A 16,259-nucleotide genomic window follows, 5' to 3' on the forward strand; every position below is an offset into this window, starting at 1 on the left:
AACCAGATTTCGCCGCCGCAGGTGCGGGACATGACGTGGTAGCAATAGGATTCCAGCGGCCCCTTGCCGAGGATGCGCTTGCGCCCGCCGGACCAGGACCGCGCGGCAGGATAGAGGCCGGTTTTGGCGTTCACACCGACGAGCTTCTCTTCGAGCGGGAGAGACTGGGGATGAGGGGATTGGGCGGGTTGCATGGCGGGAAAATGGGTGAAATTTAAGGGAAATTAATCAACTAAATGCCTGGCAAATTTTTTTGTAATGGAGCTGACTCTCACCTCTCCTTTTTTTTCGCAAGTGCACTTTGGGTTTCAATCTGCATATTGCAGTTGGCCAAGAAATACTTGCTGCGAAGGATGAGCAGGACGAGGCATATGCCCCATTGTTGCATCCGCCAGCTCCTGCAAAAGCTCGGGCAAAGTCCGAGAGATTAGACGCATGTCGTCGCAGGCAAAGGACTCTTGATAACCGTCAAAATAGAGCCCATTGTGCCTTTCGCCACACGAGACCACCACTCGTTCGTCTCCTGTTTGGTTCTCGGCGAAGCGATAAAAGCATTGCGCCCAATGATATTCCCAGAACGACTTCTCGCTTTCGTACGATAATCCCAAAACTAACGGTATAGCCGATACGAACTCAGACGGTGCCACGACCCTCCATGAGAAGTAGTCATCTTCAAAAATACCCATTTTGACACCACCGCATAGACGGTAGAAGCATTCAATTTCTAGCGGCAGTCGCATTCCCGGCCTGACTACAGGAACTCCTGACGATGGTAACACTTCGCAGTCGTCACGGCTACGAAGTAATTCAAGAACTGATTCAAGCATTATGGGCATCTCCATTTGTGCATGTTAGCCTTAAGCCAACCATTAGTTTGATTCAAGACAACTTTCCAAAGTTCGTCTGGCGCACCTGCGGCATGAAGGCTGTCCTTCATCAGCTTAATGGCCTCTTGAGGCGTAACATCCTTCCAAGAAGTGTTTCCAAATGGTGGCAATCCTTTTTGTTGCCTGAACTGCCGTTCCACGGCTGTCGCCTTGCTATGATTTTCTGGTGACAGCTCTACGCATGGAAAATCCTCTTCCCACATACGCCCAAGGTATGTGGTTGGAAAATGTTCTGACAGCCATGCATTCATAAAGCCGTGGTGATTCTGGTTTGGAGTGCTCCAGATACCCCAAGGCACTATTTCATATTCAATATTATGAACCAACAACCATGAATTCTCATCGCCAACAAAGTACGTGCTTGGCCCACCAACGTCAAGGTTGTAGGTTGCCGACGGGCAAATCCAGGCGTGGTTGCTGGTCACGGTCACCGTTTGTTGTAGATGCGTTTGGATGTGGTCACCAGGCAACAAGTCCCTGGCCGCCGTCCAGCCGCGGCCCACAGCAAAAAACGGGTGTTCTGAAGTCGTGCGGACTTGGGCATCCGTGATCCCATCGCCAGTGCAATCCCATTCAAGCGTGTAGAGACGGTCAGCACGATTTCGGATAAGCCATTCGACCTTGGCTGGTTTTGGCGGCTCGTGGTCGTTTGGATCGTCCGCAATGATCCACTCGCCGCGCTCTACGTTTTCAATGACTTTGCTGCTTCCATCGGCCATTAGGACGAGGGTGCCACCCGTGAAGCAGTTGCCCTTTGTGCAGCGGTTCGAGAATTTAGACACGCCACGACCTTCATCGGCGGTGCGGACATAGCGGGAGAAAACTTGGTTAAAATTGCGCGGTATTTTCTGCGTAATTGACAGGCCTTTTAGCAACTGCTTGCCCTCACTGATCGCGCGGGCGATGTATTTCCCTTTGCTCAAGCCTGCAGTTCCAATCGTCACCAACACCTGCTCTCCAATGTAGCCGCCGAGATAGCCACCCATGTAGGCTATAAGATACCCACGATCAGATGATTCCCCTTCCAGAACCCACTCCATTCTCTCCTGCTGATTGGTGAGGAATGAATCAAACAAACCCTGCACCTTGGCTTTTACTTGATCAAAGGTGAGGTCTTTGAGTGATTTGAACGTGTGATAAAGCTCGGAGGCGGTCTTCCAAGGGCTGGAAAAAACTTGGCCTAAAGTGCGAAACATATCAACAAAGCCTTCGGCATCTCCTTTGACCCCATCCCACAAACCAAAGACAATTCCCTCACCAGTGGCCACTTGAGTCTGCATCATGCGTTTGACCCAGTAGATCACTACACGAGCTACCATGCCACGATTGCGGATTTCTGGTGGAAGGCTTAACTCGGTTTTGACTGCTCCGGCATTGGGATAGCCGGAGCTAGCTGTCGCTCTCTCTTGTTCCTGCCCATCTGCGGTGGGTGGAGGAGCGGCAGAAGCTGCCAATGCAGCGTTCGCGTCATAACCTATGGTCAAGAGCTGCGCTGTAAAGGCTGCCCACTCTTGCCCGGTCGCAACCTCTTTGACACGAAGGACGAAGGCGTTGAAAAACTCTGGATCGCGCAGGGATTGGACTGAAGGAACTTCAGAAGCAACAGCGGCGGGAGCAGCGCCCAGTGCGTCGCTGAGCTGGTTATCCGCAAGTGGCGGTAGGGCAGGAAGTGGCTGAGAAACATTAGGCCACGGTTCCCATGCTCGTATCTCAGGCGGTGCATCTCCGGCAACAAAAGCCTCCACGGCAGCAATGAGGCGCGCAAAGTCTTTCTCCTCCGTCAAATTGCGTTTAACTTCGCAAAGCTGCTTGTCATCGTAGTAAAGTGTGATTTTGAATTCACCCAGATTATCGGCGACAGTATAAAATCGCATTCCTCCTCCCTCACTGACAAGCACAACTGGCTGGTTTAATGCATTAGAATCAAGCGTTTTGTTTTCATACTTTGTCGCCTCCTCATCACTGAAAATTTCACTTTCATCACTGTAAATATATACAGCCTGTGATGAGCCGTACTGGGGTATTTCGTACCTGCCTAGCTGCGTGTTACCAGCCTGGAATGCAACTTCGAATTTTTTGCCCCCTCCCAGCATATTACCGTAGTTGGGAATGGTGCCAGTCACAGCACGATCTCTAGAGTCGATTGTAACGGGAGGGAGAAGGTAACAATTCACCATCTCATTCTCCTCAGCAATTGGAGTTGAATAAGCCCATTCTCCGTCGTTCTGGTTTGCTCTTACGATAAGCTTAACAGGTTCAAACGTCGTAACGAACGGGTCACCCGTGGGGTTGCCGTATTCGTCCCGGGTGCTGCGCACCGTCACCCGCAGACATGTTTCTTCCAGTTGAAATGGAAGGGGCGTGGAAAGATGGATTCGGAATCGGCTCCAGCCAAGTTGCTTCCCCTTGTAGGTGGTTTGCGGAGTTCCTTGCTTGGCTTCGAATTTGCTATGCCAGTTCCACTGGTATGCATTGCCGCTGCCGTGGGGCCAATCTGGAAATTGCGAAAAATTCCTTTTCCAGAATTCATTGGAGATACTTTCTCGATCCGGCCAAGCTGGCAACACTATATCAGGAAATTGGCTGGGGCGTGTGATTTTGAAGACAGCCTCCTTTTCCAAAAATTGCCTTCCATGTTGTACAGAGTACGACTTGCTGCTATTCTCATTCACGGATACATTCACTTGCCATGCATCAAAAGCATCAACCGAGTCTGAATCATAGCTCTTGATGCTCGTGAGAAATGAAGGGCTGGTGGTGAGTGGGGTGCTGCTGGCGAGTGTGGGCGAGCTTTGCCACTGCTGCTCCAAGTTGTCATTGTAGCCGTCTCCATCGGTGTCTGCCACGGTGGCGTTCGTGCCCGCCTTCCATTCGTCGAGGTTGCTAAGGCCGTCATGGTCGAAGTCGACTTTGGCGCTCTGGTTCAGATTGCCAAACATCTGGATTTCCCAGGCGTCGGGCATGCCGTCGCTGTCATCGTCGGGCATGGGACCTGTGGGGGTCATGACGAAGATGGCGGGGGTGGCGGTGAAGGCGTAGGTGGCAGCCGCGCCATCTCCGCTGACCGTGACAGTGACGGGACCTTCGGGGGCTGTGAGCAGGAGGGTGCAGGTGGTGGTGACGGTGCCGTCTGCGGCTGCCTGCAGCACGAGGGGGCTGGCGTGGCTGCTGGAAAAATCTGCCAGAGTAGAGCTGAAGGTGAGCACCTCTCCCACGCTGGGGAGGCCGTTGCGCTCGGCTTTGACTTTCAGGGGTGAGATCAGAGTGGAACCGGCATGGGCTGACTGGCCGGTGCCACTGAGGATGGTGAGTACGAGAGGGTATTTTTTGGGGGAGTCGGAGTAAACGGCGGGATCGCTCCCAAGAGTGGTCTCCGCATCATCTCGGTAGCCGTCGCCATCGGTGTCTGCCAGCAGGGGGTTGGTGGTGGCGTGGTACTCGCGGAGGTTGACGGAGGTGTCGTGGTCCGGATCCTGTTTTGCATACAATGCGCCTAGAGCAGCGTCTGCGGCAGGCGCCGGCTGGAGCCAGGAGGATTCATCCCCAGCATTGCTGGCATCATAGAAAGCAAGGCGGTAGCGGTGCTCCCAGAGATTTGGCATGGCATCGGCGTCCACATCGGGGCCGGCGGGGGTGTTGGGATTGGTGTCGCCAGCAGGGAGCTGGGCGAGCCACAGGTCGTAGCCGTCTGGAAGGTTATTGGGAGGATCGTCCAAGTCTTCCCAGACGCGATAGGTGTCTGGGGCGGGGGCGGGAGGGGTAGGATCTATGTGGGTGGTGAAGCCAGTGGATTCATCGGTCACATCTCCGCCGGGGGTGCCGGGGATGAAGTCGCTGCGGGCGATGTCCCGCCGCCAGCGAATGATCTGGCCGTCTGTGAGAGGGCAGTCTGGGGGAATGAGAAAGTCCGGGGGGGATGCGCCGCTGTCGGGGTCGCGTGGCTGGTGGGAGTCACGGATACTGGTGGGAGTTAAATAATCGGTGTTGTAACCGGCCACCAGCAGCTTGATTTCGTCGTAGTTGACGAGGCCGTCGCCATCGGCGTCCTGCATGGCGTCGGCAAAGTTGAGGGGGGAGAGGCTGGTCTGGTATCTTTCCTCGGTGTTGAGGAGGCCGTCTCCGTCCCAGTCGTCGGGGTCGATCATGGCTTTGCTCATCGGGTACTTCACCGGATCAGCCAGGCTCATGCGGTATTCTTGATCATTGGGGATGCCGTCGCCATCAAAATCGGTGGCGCTGGAGCCTGCGGGAGTGGCGGCCAAGCCTGCCCAAAGCCGTGCGGCAGCATTGAATGCTGCCGCCGGAATCTGGAAGCCACCTGCGGGCTGGGTGGGAAAGGTGCGCACGATGGGCGGGCCGGAGAGCACGATGGGAAAGGCGAAGGCTGTTTTGAGCTGGCCGATGTTTGCGGCGGCATAGTCGTCCTGCGGCCGGGAGCTGGCTGCCCAAGGGGGAGTGAGGCCCAGACGGGTGTAGAAGAGCTGGGCTACGGTCTTGACCTGACCGATGGTGACGATGGCATAGTCGTCCCTGTCCTGCACGCTGGTGGCGACGGCCTGCCAGGACTGCACCAAGGTATTGATGGGAGCCCCTGCACCGCCCTCTGGCAGCAGAATGGTATTCATCTGCTGGGCGGCTTTTTTGGCGATGGTCTTGAGCTGGCCGATATTTGCGAGGGCGTAGTCATCGCTGCTGGCGCCAGGGGCGAGTACCTGCTGAGCCGACCACCAGGTGGGCGGAGCCACGGCGGTGGCGCTTTGCAGCAGCAGGCTGACAAAGAGCAGCAGGATGGTGCACTCTCGCAGCCGGTGCCTGCGGCAGAGCTGGAGAGCACTGTAGGGGGCGGTGGTGATCACAAGGAGAGAGGGATCAAATGTTGGAATTCAGGAGAGAGATGGTGCAGCAGCCTGTGCCCAAGCAGAGGGCTGCCGCACGCAGGCAGGGGTATCAGGGCTGCGGGCCGCTGGTGAAGTCCATGGGTAGATCCCCCGCAGGCAGCACGCGCACAGGCCCCCTGAAGGAGCTGGCGCCGGCGGGATTGAGCACCACACCCGGGGACGGGGTGGCGCTGGTGGAGGCAGGGTAGAGATTCAGCGTGTGGCCGGCGTCCAGCTGCATGACGGGCACGGGGTTTTTCCAGCTGCCGTCGGAGGAGGCGTGCGACCATTGCCAGCGGGCCTGCGAGCGAGCCAGAAGGCTGTAGAGGCTGGCGGTGATGGAGCCGCTGAATGAGGTGTCCTCATACTGCAGTGTGGCCCCGGCAGTGGCGCTGCTGTCGCTCAAGGAACCGAAGGTGATGACATTGCCAATGACATCGAGATCCGAGGGGACGGAGAGAAGGCCGGTGTTGTTGAGCTGTGGGTTGAACTGCTTTCCGGAAAAGCTGCCTGAGTAAACCTCGCTGCCATCGCTCATGCGGGCGCTGCCGCGCACGTTGTTGAGCGTGCCGTGGATGGGGGTGCCGCTGCCGCTGCCGGTGAAGGGGTCTATGACAGTGAGAGTGCGTCGGTGAGTCTCCGGGTCCTCCGCAGAAACAGTCAGGGTCTGCGTGCCTACTGAGCTGCTGTAGTAGCCCTGATAGACGGCATTGCCACCGGAGACGGCATTGGCACCGGAGTCCGTGCCGCTGTAGCGCCATACCTTGCCATTGACGAGGAAGGTGGCAGGAAGGCCGGTGGTGGACGGGGGCAGGATCTGAGACCAGACGGCATTATTGGCATTGGGGTCCACGCCATAGACGGGCATGGGGAAGTCGCTGGCGGCGTTGGCGGTCTGAAAGAGATGCGTTTGCGTGCTGTAGCTGCCGGTGGTGCTGGTGCCGGTGCTGTAATCGGTGAAGGTGGCCACGCCGCTGCCGTCGGTGCGCAGCTTGAGCAGCCAGGGCGTCTGGTCAGAGACGGTGGCACTGCCATAGTAGGCGGCGCTGGCAGTGTTGCTGGTGTCTTCCGTGGCAGTGCCCAGGTAGACGAGGATGTGATTGTTTTCGATGACTGCCGGAGGCATGCCGCTGGGCGGGGCGCTCCAGTCAAGAAACACTGTGCCATCTGCATTGGCAGGGATGACGGGTACGGTGGTGGCACCCAGGGCATCCTGCACGAGGAAGATGCCCACAGGGTCCGTGCTGCAGGTGCCGCCGAAGTCTCCGGTGGCATCGGTGCCAGCGAGTATCCATGCGTCAGTGCCGGTGAGTGTCAGGCTGTGGCCGCTGGAGGCGGTGGCGTAGTTTGTCGGAGTGGTGGCATTTCGCAGATAAAGCTCCCCACGCACCCAGAAGGCAGGCGGGCCATAGACGGAGGGCTGGGTGCCTAAGGGGTAGATCAAAAGATTTCCTGTGACGGTAAACTGGCCATTGCTGTAGGTGCCGGAGCGGATGGTGCCGTTCTGAACGAGTTTGACCGTGCCCACGCTGGAGGTCGCGGTGGTGCCCGAAATGCTGAGGGTTCCCGTCTGGGGGCTCGCAAAGACATCGGTGCGGTTTCCCAGACTGTCCTGGAAACCGCCCTTGAAGGCGAAATTGACTCCAGCAACTTTTAAAATGGTATTGGTGCCGGTGAACCAGGGCGAGCTGTGGTTGGGCTCGGCATTTCTGAGGGTGTGGCCGCTCAGGCTGAAGACTTGGTTCTGCGCCAGGGTACCACTGCCGGTGGCACCACTGGTGAAGGTGACGATGGCTGTGGTGGTGCTGCCTGCGGCGAAGTAATCGCTCACCTGCGCCTGAATGGTCAGCGTGATGCCAGCTCCGCTGTACGTGTCTGTGAGCAGCCCCGCCGTGGTGATGGAACCCGACTGCCAGTTGAGAAGCTTTTCATCCAGCCATAGCTGGGGTTTGGCAAAAGTCGGGGCTGACCGTGCCCGCCATGTAATGCCTGTCAGGCTGGCGTTGGGCATGGCCGTGACAGCATTCGAGCCTACCGTGCCAAGAAATGGATCCCAGACTTGCAGAAAATAGGTGTTGTGATGCACAAGCTGCAAGGTGCGACCGTTTGGGCCGTGGTAGTTGTCCGTCCATCCAGAGTCACTGCCATCGCTCGTATTATCAGAGTAGCTGGTGGAGTCATTAAACTGGTAGGTCGTGCCAAACACAGTCAGACTGGGCTGCTGGCTGAATGGGGTGGTGCCGCCAGTGAAAGTCGAATGAGAATCTCCATTGGCATACCACCAGTTGTTCAGCGTGCCGTTTGCACCGGTGTAGTTGTCATAGCCAACACTGCCGAGGTAGAGATCTCCCAATCCATTATCTTGCATGGAGTAGTCCACCAGCATCTCGCGGTGTGTGTAGGTCACAGCGCTGACCACCCAGCTGCCGTCTCCTGAGAAGGTCTGGTGATTCTCTCCATACACGCCGTTTTGGATATGCCCGCTGATGGTGGTGGCGGTGCCCGGGCCGGAGACCATGGCCCAGCTGGCCCCCAGCAGACCTTTGACCGTCACGGTCTGGGAGTTGGCATTGGCATTATCGGTGTAGGTGTCATAGTGCCAGGTGCTGTCCTCGGTAGCGGAGCTCCAGGTGTAGGTGTCTCCCTGAATGCTCAAGGTGGAATCTCCAAACATGGGCGTACTGGTGTCAGCAAAGGAGTAAGTCACCAATAACAGAAAAATGATTAGGATATTAAAGTGATGCATAAGTTAAAACGCAGGATCAATTGGCACATCCCTTGTCATATCTTTAAAATCACAAGCCTATCATCAGCAATTTTGTTACATGATTGACAGATACGATATCCAGAACCAATAGGGCCATCATGAAAAAACCTCAAAAAAGAGAGGTATTTTCATGAGTTTCAGTCCTATAGAACAAAGCCTATAGTGATCGGATGCAGCTAGTCATGCACAGCCGTGGCGGAAAGCCGCTCTCCTGCTCCGGGCCCGATGAGATACGAACTGACGGTCCCGGCCATAGGATTCATGCCTTGCATGTCTGGTGTTTGATCTTGTGGTGGGCTATCACCACCAAGCCTAAGGTGAGGACCAGCCGCGTCCGCCTAGCACCCGGCACCTGAACCAGGTTGCCGGAGGCATCCTTTCTGCACCACGGGAATGCCGGTCTTTTCTTCCACCGCGATGAGGCGGTTGTCGCTGTCCAAAATAAAATGCGAGGCATTTAGTAATTTTATTCCTCATAAGATACCCGTTTACAATATGTTGTGATAGACTGGCTCCGCAGGTGTCTGGCGCGTGGCAGGGGCTGGAGAACGACTTCTAACGGGATCGTGCCCTGCACGAAGGGAGGCAAAAGGCAGTGCGGCAGAGACGGACCATGATGACGCGGCTTTTTGGAGACGCGAGTGCGCTGGACGTTGAGAGAGCGTGAGGGGTCGGGATGATGCCTCTCCGCCATAGCGCTGGCTGGCCGCTTGGGATGCTAGGCTACCACCGATGAGACCTGTTTTTAACGGATCGTGGTATTAAAACGCGAATGGCCACGAATATCCGCGAATTTTTAGGAGTGCTGGAGGGGCGAGAGGTGCTGCCTTGTGTGGACAGAGGGGACGGCTATCCTCCTGAGAGCGTCGGCATAGATCGCTGGCAACGGGGGTGTACGGAAATGCGCGTGTGTCTGGGGAGGATGGATGCGCTGATCGACAGGCAGGAATGCCCATCGTACTTCTTAAGCTGCTCGGAGGGGCGGGGCTATTTGGGCTCGGTGGGTTTCATGGAGACGAGGCGGGTGGTGACCTGCTGTTTGACGGGCATGGTCTTGCCTTCGACTTTGAGCTGGATGGAGGCGTTGAAGACGGCGAGGGAGACGGTTTTGCGCTCGAGGTCGAAGAAGACGTGGCCGTTGACCTTGGAGTTGTCTCCGAGGGTGACGGGGCGGTCGGTGTCGAGTTCGCGGCCGGTGCTGTCTTTGTCGCGATGGGATTTCATGATGCCTTCGAAGGAGATCTGGGCCTGGCGGTAGCCTTCGCGGTCAACGATGCCGTCGAATTTGGAGTTGAGCTTGACCTGGACGGTGCCGGCCTGGGCGAAGGGGATGAGCTCGTCGGTGATCCATTTGTCGCGGGGGAGGACGGGGATTTTGGGGAGGCCCATTTCGAGGGAGCGACGGAAGAGGGTGGCGAGCTGGCGGGCGGTGGCGATGGAGGCGAGGTCGGGCTCGATGCCGCCGGTGACCATGGAGGCGGTGTCTTTGGCGTCGAGGAAGGCGCCTTTGTCGTCGTAAACGAGGGTGAAGCTTTTGCCTGCGGCGCCGCCGAGGGTCTGCTGGAGCTGGGGGCTGGAGGCGGCGGGGTTGCGGGAGTCGAAGACGTGGCTTTTGCCTTCGTAGGTCATTTCGCCGAGGAGGGCTTCGATGGTGACGCGGGCTTCGGTCTGGCCGGCGGGGCTTTTTTCGGCCTTGATGGTGGTGATCTGGTGGAGGCGGAGTTTTTGGTCGGTGGTCTTGCCGAGGGCGGTGAGTCCGTTGGTGGTGTCGGTGTCGGACTCCTGGATGTAGGTGGTGCCGGGGAGCCAGCGGAGCTTGAGTTCGACGGGCTCTTCCTGGGCGGTGGCGCTGAGGGCGAGGCAGAGGAGGAGCAGGGCCTGAAAGGAGGCGAGGCGAGGCATGGGGAGGAGGTAAGCCGGGGGGTGGAGGAATGCAAACAAGCCTCTGTCAGCGGGCTGGTTTTGGGGTGGAAAATAAATCGAACGGGAAGTTGGCACGGTTCCGGCTAAGACTCTTTTTTGCAAAAGATTGGTGCCAGGAAAAAATACCTTCCGGAGGTTCTGATCGTTGCAATTCGTGAACCACACTACTAATTGCGTTAACCATGAAAAAAGTCGAAGCGATCATCAAACCGTTCAAGCTGGAGGATGTCAAAGAAGCCCTCTCCGAAGTTGGAGTCGAGGGAATGACTGTTGTGGAGGTCAAGGGATTTGGCCGCCAGAAGGGCCATACCGAAATCTACCGTGGCAGTGAATATACCGTGGATTTCCTTCCGAAAGTGAAGATTGAGGTCGTCGTGGACGACAGCCGTGCTGACGCGGTGGTGGATGCCATTGTGAAGGCCGCAAACACCGGCAAGATCGGTGACGGCAAAGTTTTCGTGAGCGCAGTCCTGGACGCCATCCGCATCCGCACGGGCGAGCGTGGTGCCGACGCTGTCTCCAGCAGCTAGTTTTTCCGCCCCCAAAACTACCAATCTCAGGAGCCCGTCTGTGGATACCCTCAGACGGGTTTTTGTTTTTTTGAGGGTGGCAATTGATGTGACGTTTTCGTCACAATAGGCGGATTGGGGGGTCTTGACAGCCCCCCTGGCGCTCGCTCTAACTGGCGGCCCGCAGACCTGCGGGTTTTCCCACATGATTTCCTTCCAAAAACTTTTCGGCAAATCGGATGTTTTTTATGATTTGCTCGAATCCAGCGCAAGCCATGCGCGCCAGAGTGTCCAGTCGCTGCATGCCCTGCTTTCTGATCCTTCCGCGCCCCAGAATCTGGACGCTTTTACGGCGGCCCGGAGAGAGGACAAGAAGATCACGCAGCAGATCGACGAGGCGCTGTGCAAGACGTTTGTGACGGAGCTGGAGCGCGAGGACATCGAGGCGCTGGCGAACGCTCTTTATAAGATCCCGAAGACGGTGGAGAAGATCGCGGAGCGGCTGCTGATCTGCAAAGACCGGCTGGCAGGGGCGGATTTTTCCCGGCAGGTGAAGCTGATGGACGCGGCGGCGGAGGTGGTGCTGACGATGGTGGTGGAGCTGCGCAAGAAACTGCACCTGGAGCGTGTGAAGGTGCTGAACGAGAAGATCCAGCAGGTGGAAGGGGAGGCTGACAAGCTCATGATCGACTGCCTGAAGGCGCTGTACACTTCCGAGAAGGACGCGGTGCTGGTGGTGATCCTGAAAGACCTTTATGATCTGATGGAAAAGGTGGTGGATCGCTGCCGTGACGCCGGAAACGTCGTGGCCCACATCGTTCTGAAGAACTCCTGACCGCCCTCTCCGCGCATGACCCTTGTTCTTTCTGTGGTGCTGGTGGCGTTGATCTTTGAGTATATCAACGGCTTCCATGACACCGCTAATTCGATTGCGACGGTAGTGTCCACGAAGGTGCTGACGCCGAGGATGGCGATCGTGGTGGCTGCTGTGACGAACTTGGTGGGTGCGCTGTTTGGTACTGCGGTGGCGAAGACGATTTCGTCGGGGCTGGTGGATTCTGCCTATGTGACGACGCAGACGATCATCTGTGCGCTGATGGGTGGGATCATCTGGAACCTGATCACGTGGTGGTTTGGGCTGCCTTCCAGCAGCAGCCATGCGCTGGTGGGCGGGCTGACCGGGGCGACGCTGGCGACGGCGAGCGGGAAGTGGTCTGTGTTGATTTGGTCGAAGGCGCCTGAGGCAGGGAAGCACTGGTATGAGGGCAGCGGGATTCTGTACAAGGTGGTGGTGCCGATGGTGAGCTCTCCGCTGGCGGGGCTGCTGCTGGGCTTCCTGATCATGTCTCTGCTGTATCTGCTGATTTCGAGCCTGAACGCGTTGTTTGGGTGGCTGAAGCCGCGGATGGTGGGGGCGGTGTTTGGCAAGCTGCAGATCCTGAGCGCGGGCTACATGGGATTCAGCCACGGAATGAATGATGCGCAGAAGACGATGGGCATCATCGCGCTGGCGCTGGTGGCGGGAACGAAGGCGGGCGACCTGGCGCAGGTGCCTGAGTGGCTGAGCTTTCTGAGGATTGAGTCCCTGGGGGCGAAGAGCGACCAGATCCCGGTGTGGATCAAGGTGACGTGCGCGCTGGTGATGGCTGCCGGGACGGCGGCGGGTGGCTGGCGCATTATCAAGACATTGGGCCACAAGCTGGTGAAGCTGCAGCCGGTGCATGGTTTTGCGGCTGAGACGACGGCGGCGACGGTGCTGTCGGTGGCGGCGGTTTACGGCATGCCGGTTTCGACGACGCATGCAATCACGACGAGCATCATGGGCGTGGGGGCTGCGAAGCGGCTGAACGCGATCAAGTGGGGCGTGGTATCACGCATTATTTGGGCGTGGGTGCTGACGATCCCGGTGACGGCGCTGCTGGGGTATGCGCTGTTCTGGGTGTTTGGGACGCCGGTGAAGTAGGCTGATGGGGAGTTTACGGTTGTTTACCGTTGTTGACGGTGGCTGAACGGTTGTTGAGGAGCAGCCGGAGTGGCATTCTTTGCTAAAGCTACGAAGAGCAAGCTGCTGGCCGGGGGGGAGGACAGTGCTGGCATCGCTACGCGATGCGAGAATGAGATGGGGAGGATATGTGTGGCTAACAAGGGGTGTCGCTGCACTCAACCCCTTGCTACAGGCTGGGATGGCTACGCCATCTGTGTGAGGGCGGTCGATGGAGATAGTGCGGAGGAAGATGCAAAAGGACAAGGCATGCATCTCTGAAGAGGGCATTAGTGACTTGGAGCCAAGCCATTTCACTGTAGATGTGGGCAGGGGATATGAAGGACAATGACAATTGCCATTGTGGCGCTTGCCGCCGGATAGGAAAGTACGTCTCGGCACGCTAATCCCACGACCATATTCTGCCTATGACCAGCTTCCTATCTCAGATGGAGGAATACCATCGCAGAGAGCTCCTTTGTGAATCGAAGGAGCAGCGAGAAGATTTATTCAGAGAAGTGATTTCTTTCTTCGAGGCGACTCTGGCGATGTTCAAAGAGAGCAGCTACAACCTTGTTTATTACACGGCGTGCGGATGGCTGTCGAAGTCTGATCTCTTCTGGCATTGGGTCGTTTATCGCGCCCGTCAGGCAGGAGCCAATGAGCATCTCTGCATGAGCACTGGTGTTTTTGAAACCCTGGCTGAGGAACCTACAGATATAGTCTGGAGAGAGAAGCTCTTGAGTTTATTGGAGCAAAAGCAGAACTGGCGTGATGTTGCCGAGGCGTACCGAAACTTTCCTGAAAAACTAATCAATGATTTGATTGAGTGCTGGGAAGAGAACCGTGGGAATCGAACAAGAAGGGAGTGAAGGCGTGAAGACAGTTGGTTGGCAGGCTGGGTGTCTGGGGGCTAAGCCAGCGCTGGTTGAAAATCGGCGCTCCAAGTACTGAAGGCCATGCTTGCGCGTGTGCTGTGTGCAGCGGCATTAGGGCTGGGAGAGAGCGCCGAGGTCGATGAGGGCGGAGCGGAGGGCGGTGACCATGCGGTCGATCTCCGGGAGGGTGACGCAGAGGGGGGGCATGAGGACGATGGTGTTGCCGATGGGACGGGTGAGGAGGCCGTGGGCACGGGCGGCGAGGCACACGCGGGAGCCGAGGGTGAGGTCCGGGGAATCGAGGGTGATGGCGGCGATCATGCCGCATTGGCGGTAGCCGGGGAGGTCTGCCATGAGCTCGCGGAGGCGAGCGATCTTGGGGGGCAGGTTTTCGAGGATGGACTCGTCGCGGAAGAGCTGGAGGCTGGCAAGGGCGGCGGCGCAGCCGAGCTGGCTGCCGGCGTAGCTGTGGCCGTAGAAGAAGGTGCGGCCTTCGGAGGGATGGCCCAGGAAGCCGTCGAAGACGCGCTCGGTGGTGAGGGTGGCGGCGAGGGGGAGGTAGCCGCCGGTGAGGCCTTTGGCGAGGCAGAGGAAGTCGGGGGTGACGCCTTCCTGCTGGCAGGCGAACATAGTGCCGGTGCGGCCGAAGCCGGTCATGACTTCGTCGAGGATGAGGAAGATGTCGTGCTCATGGCACCAGTGGTCGAGGCTTTTGAGCATGCCCTGGGGCCAGAGGCGCATGCCGGCTGCGCCCTGGATGAGGGGCTCGATGATGACGGCGGCGGTGCGGGAGAGGTCGTCTGGGGGCAGGGAGGCGAGGGCGTCGAGGCCGGGGAGGGTGATGACGCGGTAGCCGAAGTCGTTGCCGCTGCCTTTGAAGAGGGGGATGCCGCCGAGGCTGGCGGCGCCGAGGGTGTCGCCATGGTAGGCGCGGTCAAAAGCGATGAGGGTATCGCGGTGAGGGCGGCCGTTTTGCTTCCAGTACTGGAGGGCCATGCGGACGGCGGATTCGATGGCGGTGGAGCCGTTGTCGGTGAAGAAGGCGCGGGTGATTTTGCCGCCGGGGAGGAGGTCGATGAGCTCTTTGGCGAGGCGGATGGCGGGCTCGTGGGTGAAGCCGAGGAAGGAGGTGTGCGCCACTTTGCCGAGCTGCTGGGTGATGGCGGCATTGATGGCGGGGTGGGCGTGGCCGTGGATGTTGGTCCAGATGGAGGCGTTGCCGTCGAGGTATTCTTTGCCGAACTGGTCGCGGAGGGTGCAGCCTTGGCCCTCGACGAGCATGAGGGGGGTATGCTCCGGGGCGCACCACTGGCGCATGGGGGTGAAGGGGTGCCAGAGGTGCTGTTTGTCGAGGGCGGCGAGATCTGTGAAAGGGGGCATTGCTTGCGATCTTTTTACAGTACCATTCTTTTTTGACAGGCTGGCATTGTTTAAGTTTTTACTACATTTAGGCTCTTAATTTCTCAGATATTTAAATCTCTTCCCGAGTTTGATGGATTCGCACGCGGCCAACATAAATCTTTCAAATCCAACGCAAAACCTGCAGTCCGGGAACAGCGGGCTGTTTCCGGCGACGCTGTGGTCGATGATCCAGGAGGCGAGGCGGGAGGAGGATGTGCTGACGGGTCTGGAGAGGCTGGCGCGTGCGTACTGGAGGCCGCTTTATGTGTTTGTGAGGCAGCGGGGATCGCAGCATGAGGCGGCGTGTGACGAGGTGCAGGGTTTTTTTGAGCACCTGATCTCAAGTGACATGCTGAGGAATGTGCAGCGCGGGGAGGTGAGGTTCCGGAGCTTTCTGCTGAGGTGTTTTACGAACTGGCTGAGCAATGAGCGCGAGCGGCACCAGGCGGCGAAACGCGGGGGCGGGGCGATCGTGCTGCCGCTGGAGGTGATGAGCGCGCGTGAAGATGAGCCGGCGCTGATCGAGGGGCAGTCGCCGGACAGGGCGTTTGACCTCGGGTGGGCACGTGCGCTGGTGGACCAGGCAATGAAGCGGCTGGAGGAGGAGCTGGAACAGCGAGAGAGGAGCGCCTTTCTGCTGGAGCTGCGGCGGCGGACGTTTGCGAGCGGGGGCGAGGGGCCGGACTGGGAGGAGATGGCGAGCCGCCACGGGATGAGCCATGGAGCGGTGCGCAAAGCGGCCTCTGACCTGAGGAAGAGGTTTGGGATTTTGCTGAGGACAGAGGTGAGGAACATCGTTTCAAAGGAGGAAGAGGTGGACGACGAGCTGCGCTATCTGGTGAGCCTGCTGTCGATGGCGGCATGATGTGTGCGCGAATCCTGTATTTCTCTGTTGAATGAGCGACGCCCTTCCTGAAACGAACCAATGCCCAGTGTGCTCTGGAAAGCTGGAGAGGGATGGGATGTGCCTGGCGTGCCTGCTGCAGGAGGGGCTGGAGGCGGCGGGTGTGACGGGCACGGGTGAGGCCAAGGCTGC

At 58.1% G+C, this 16,259-nt stretch carries 11 protein-coding genes; 5 read left to right on the plus strand and 6 right to left on the minus strand.

Features of this window, described 5'->3' with window-relative positions; genetic code table 11:
- The 5 genes from HNQ65_RS26280 to HNQ65_RS26300 all read right to left on the minus strand — a co-directional run.
- The coding region (locus HNQ65_RS26280; protein WP_184344818.1) for a hypothetical protein at positions 1–194 on the minus strand (194 nt) is incomplete at its 3' end.
- A 114-nt stretch (positions 195–308) separates the two neighbouring features.
- Positions 309–740: a hypothetical protein gene (locus HNQ65_RS26285; RefSeq protein ID WP_184344820.1), complete on the minus strand. Its 432-nt coding sequence runs from the start codon at positions 738–740 to the stop codon at positions 309–311.
- Positions 741–826: 86 nt separating this feature from the next.
- Positions 827–5,743: a polymorphic toxin-type HINT domain-containing protein gene (locus HNQ65_RS27085; protein ID WP_184344822.1), complete on the minus strand. Its 4,917-nt coding sequence runs from the start codon at positions 5,741–5,743 to the stop codon at positions 827–829.
- A 91-nt stretch (positions 5,744–5,834) separates the two neighbouring features.
- The gene (locus tag HNQ65_RS26295) at positions 5,835–8,438 is read right to left on the minus strand and encodes a hypothetical protein (protein ID WP_184344824.1); all 2,604 of its coding nucleotides are present in this window, start codon (positions 8,436–8,438) and stop codon (positions 5,835–5,837) included.
- Between the two features lie 1,080 nt (positions 8,439–9,518).
- Positions 9,519–10,433 (minus strand): hypothetical protein, encoded by a 915-nt coding sequence (locus HNQ65_RS26300; RefSeq protein ID WP_184344826.1) that lies wholly within the window; start codon positions 10,431–10,433, stop codon positions 9,519–9,521.
- 203 nt (positions 10,434–10,636) lie between these two features.
- Between HNQ65_RS26300 and HNQ65_RS26305 the strand changes: the two genes are divergently transcribed.
- The 4 genes from HNQ65_RS26305 to HNQ65_RS26320 all read left to right on the plus strand — a co-directional run bounded on the left by HNQ65_RS26305 (position 10,637) and on the right by HNQ65_RS26320 (position 13,816).
- The gene (locus HNQ65_RS26305) at positions 10,637–10,984 is read left to right on the plus strand and encodes a P-II family nitrogen regulator (RefSeq protein ID WP_184344828.1); all 348 of its coding nucleotides are present in this window, start codon (positions 10,637–10,639) and stop codon (positions 10,982–10,984) included.
- 184 nt (positions 10,985–11,168) lie between these two features.
- On the plus strand, positions 11,169–11,798 hold the full coding sequence (locus HNQ65_RS26310; RefSeq protein WP_184344830.1) for a DUF47 domain-containing protein: 630 nt from the start codon (positions 11,169–11,171) through the stop codon (positions 11,796–11,798).
- Positions 11,799–11,813: 15 nt separating this feature from the next.
- Positions 11,814–12,926 (plus strand): inorganic phosphate transporter, encoded by a 1,113-nt coding sequence (locus HNQ65_RS26315; protein ID WP_184344832.1) that lies wholly within the window; start codon positions 11,814–11,816, stop codon positions 12,924–12,926.
- A 446-nt stretch (positions 12,927–13,372) separates the two neighbouring features.
- Complete coding sequence (locus tag HNQ65_RS26320) at positions 13,373–13,816, plus strand: hypothetical protein (protein WP_184344834.1); 444 nt, start codon at positions 13,373–13,375, stop codon at positions 13,814–13,816.
- A 117-nt stretch (positions 13,817–13,933) separates the two neighbouring features.
- On the opposite strand, the gene bioA is transcribed toward HNQ65_RS26320, so the two are convergent.
- Entirely contained in the window at positions 13,934–15,202 is a 1,269-nt protein-coding gene (bioA, locus tag HNQ65_RS26325) for an adenosylmethionine--8-amino-7-oxononanoate transaminase (protein ID WP_184344836.1), read from the minus strand.
- A gap of 112 nt (positions 15,203–15,314) precedes the next feature.
- Between bioA and HNQ65_RS26330 the strand changes: the two genes are divergently transcribed.
- Entirely contained in the window at positions 15,315–16,088 is a 774-nt protein-coding gene (locus tag HNQ65_RS26330; protein ID WP_184344838.1) for an RNA polymerase sigma factor, read from the plus strand.
- Positions 16,089–16,259: the final 171 nt, after the last annotated feature.

It is taken from the genome of Prosthecobacter vanneervenii (assembly GCF_014203095.1).
In the GTDB taxonomy this organism is placed as follows: domain Bacteria; phylum Verrucomicrobiota; class Verrucomicrobiia; order Verrucomicrobiales; family Verrucomicrobiaceae; genus Prosthecobacter; species Prosthecobacter vanneervenii.

Excerpts from the sequence above, each read along its gene's own strand:
- HNQ65_RS26320 (WP_184344834.1), top strand. The coding sequence starts at position 13,373 with ATGACCAGCTTCCTATCTCAGATGGAGGAATACCATCGCAGAGAGCTC.
- HNQ65_RS26305 (WP_184344828.1), top strand. The coding sequence starts at position 10,637 with ATGAAAAAAGTCGAAGCGATCATCAAACCGTTCAAGCTGGAGGATGTC.
- HNQ65_RS26300 (WP_184344826.1), bottom strand. The coding sequence starts at position 10,433 with ATGCCTCGCCTCGCCTCCTTTCAGGCCCTGCTCCTCCTCTGCCTCGCC.
- bioA (WP_184344836.1), bottom strand. The coding sequence starts at position 15,202 with ATGCCCCCTTTCACAGATCTCGCCGCCCTCGACAAACAGCACCTCTGG.
- HNQ65_RS26315 (WP_184344832.1), top strand. The coding sequence starts at position 11,814 with ATGACCCTTGTTCTTTCTGTGGTGCTGGTGGCGTTGATCTTTGAGTAT.
- HNQ65_RS26285 (WP_184344820.1), bottom strand. The coding sequence starts at position 740 with ATGCGACTGCCGCTAGAAATTGAATGCTTCTACCGTCTATGCGGTGGT.
- HNQ65_RS26310 (WP_184344830.1), top strand. The coding sequence starts at position 11,169 with ATGATTTCCTTCCAAAAACTTTTCGGCAAATCGGATGTTTTTTATGAT.
- HNQ65_RS26330 (WP_184344838.1), top strand. The coding sequence starts at position 15,315 with ATGGATTCGCACGCGGCCAACATAAATCTTTCAAATCCAACGCAAAAC.
- HNQ65_RS26295 (WP_184344824.1), bottom strand. The coding sequence starts at position 8,438 with ATGTTTGGAGATTCCACCTTGAGCATTCAGGGAGACACCTACACCTGG.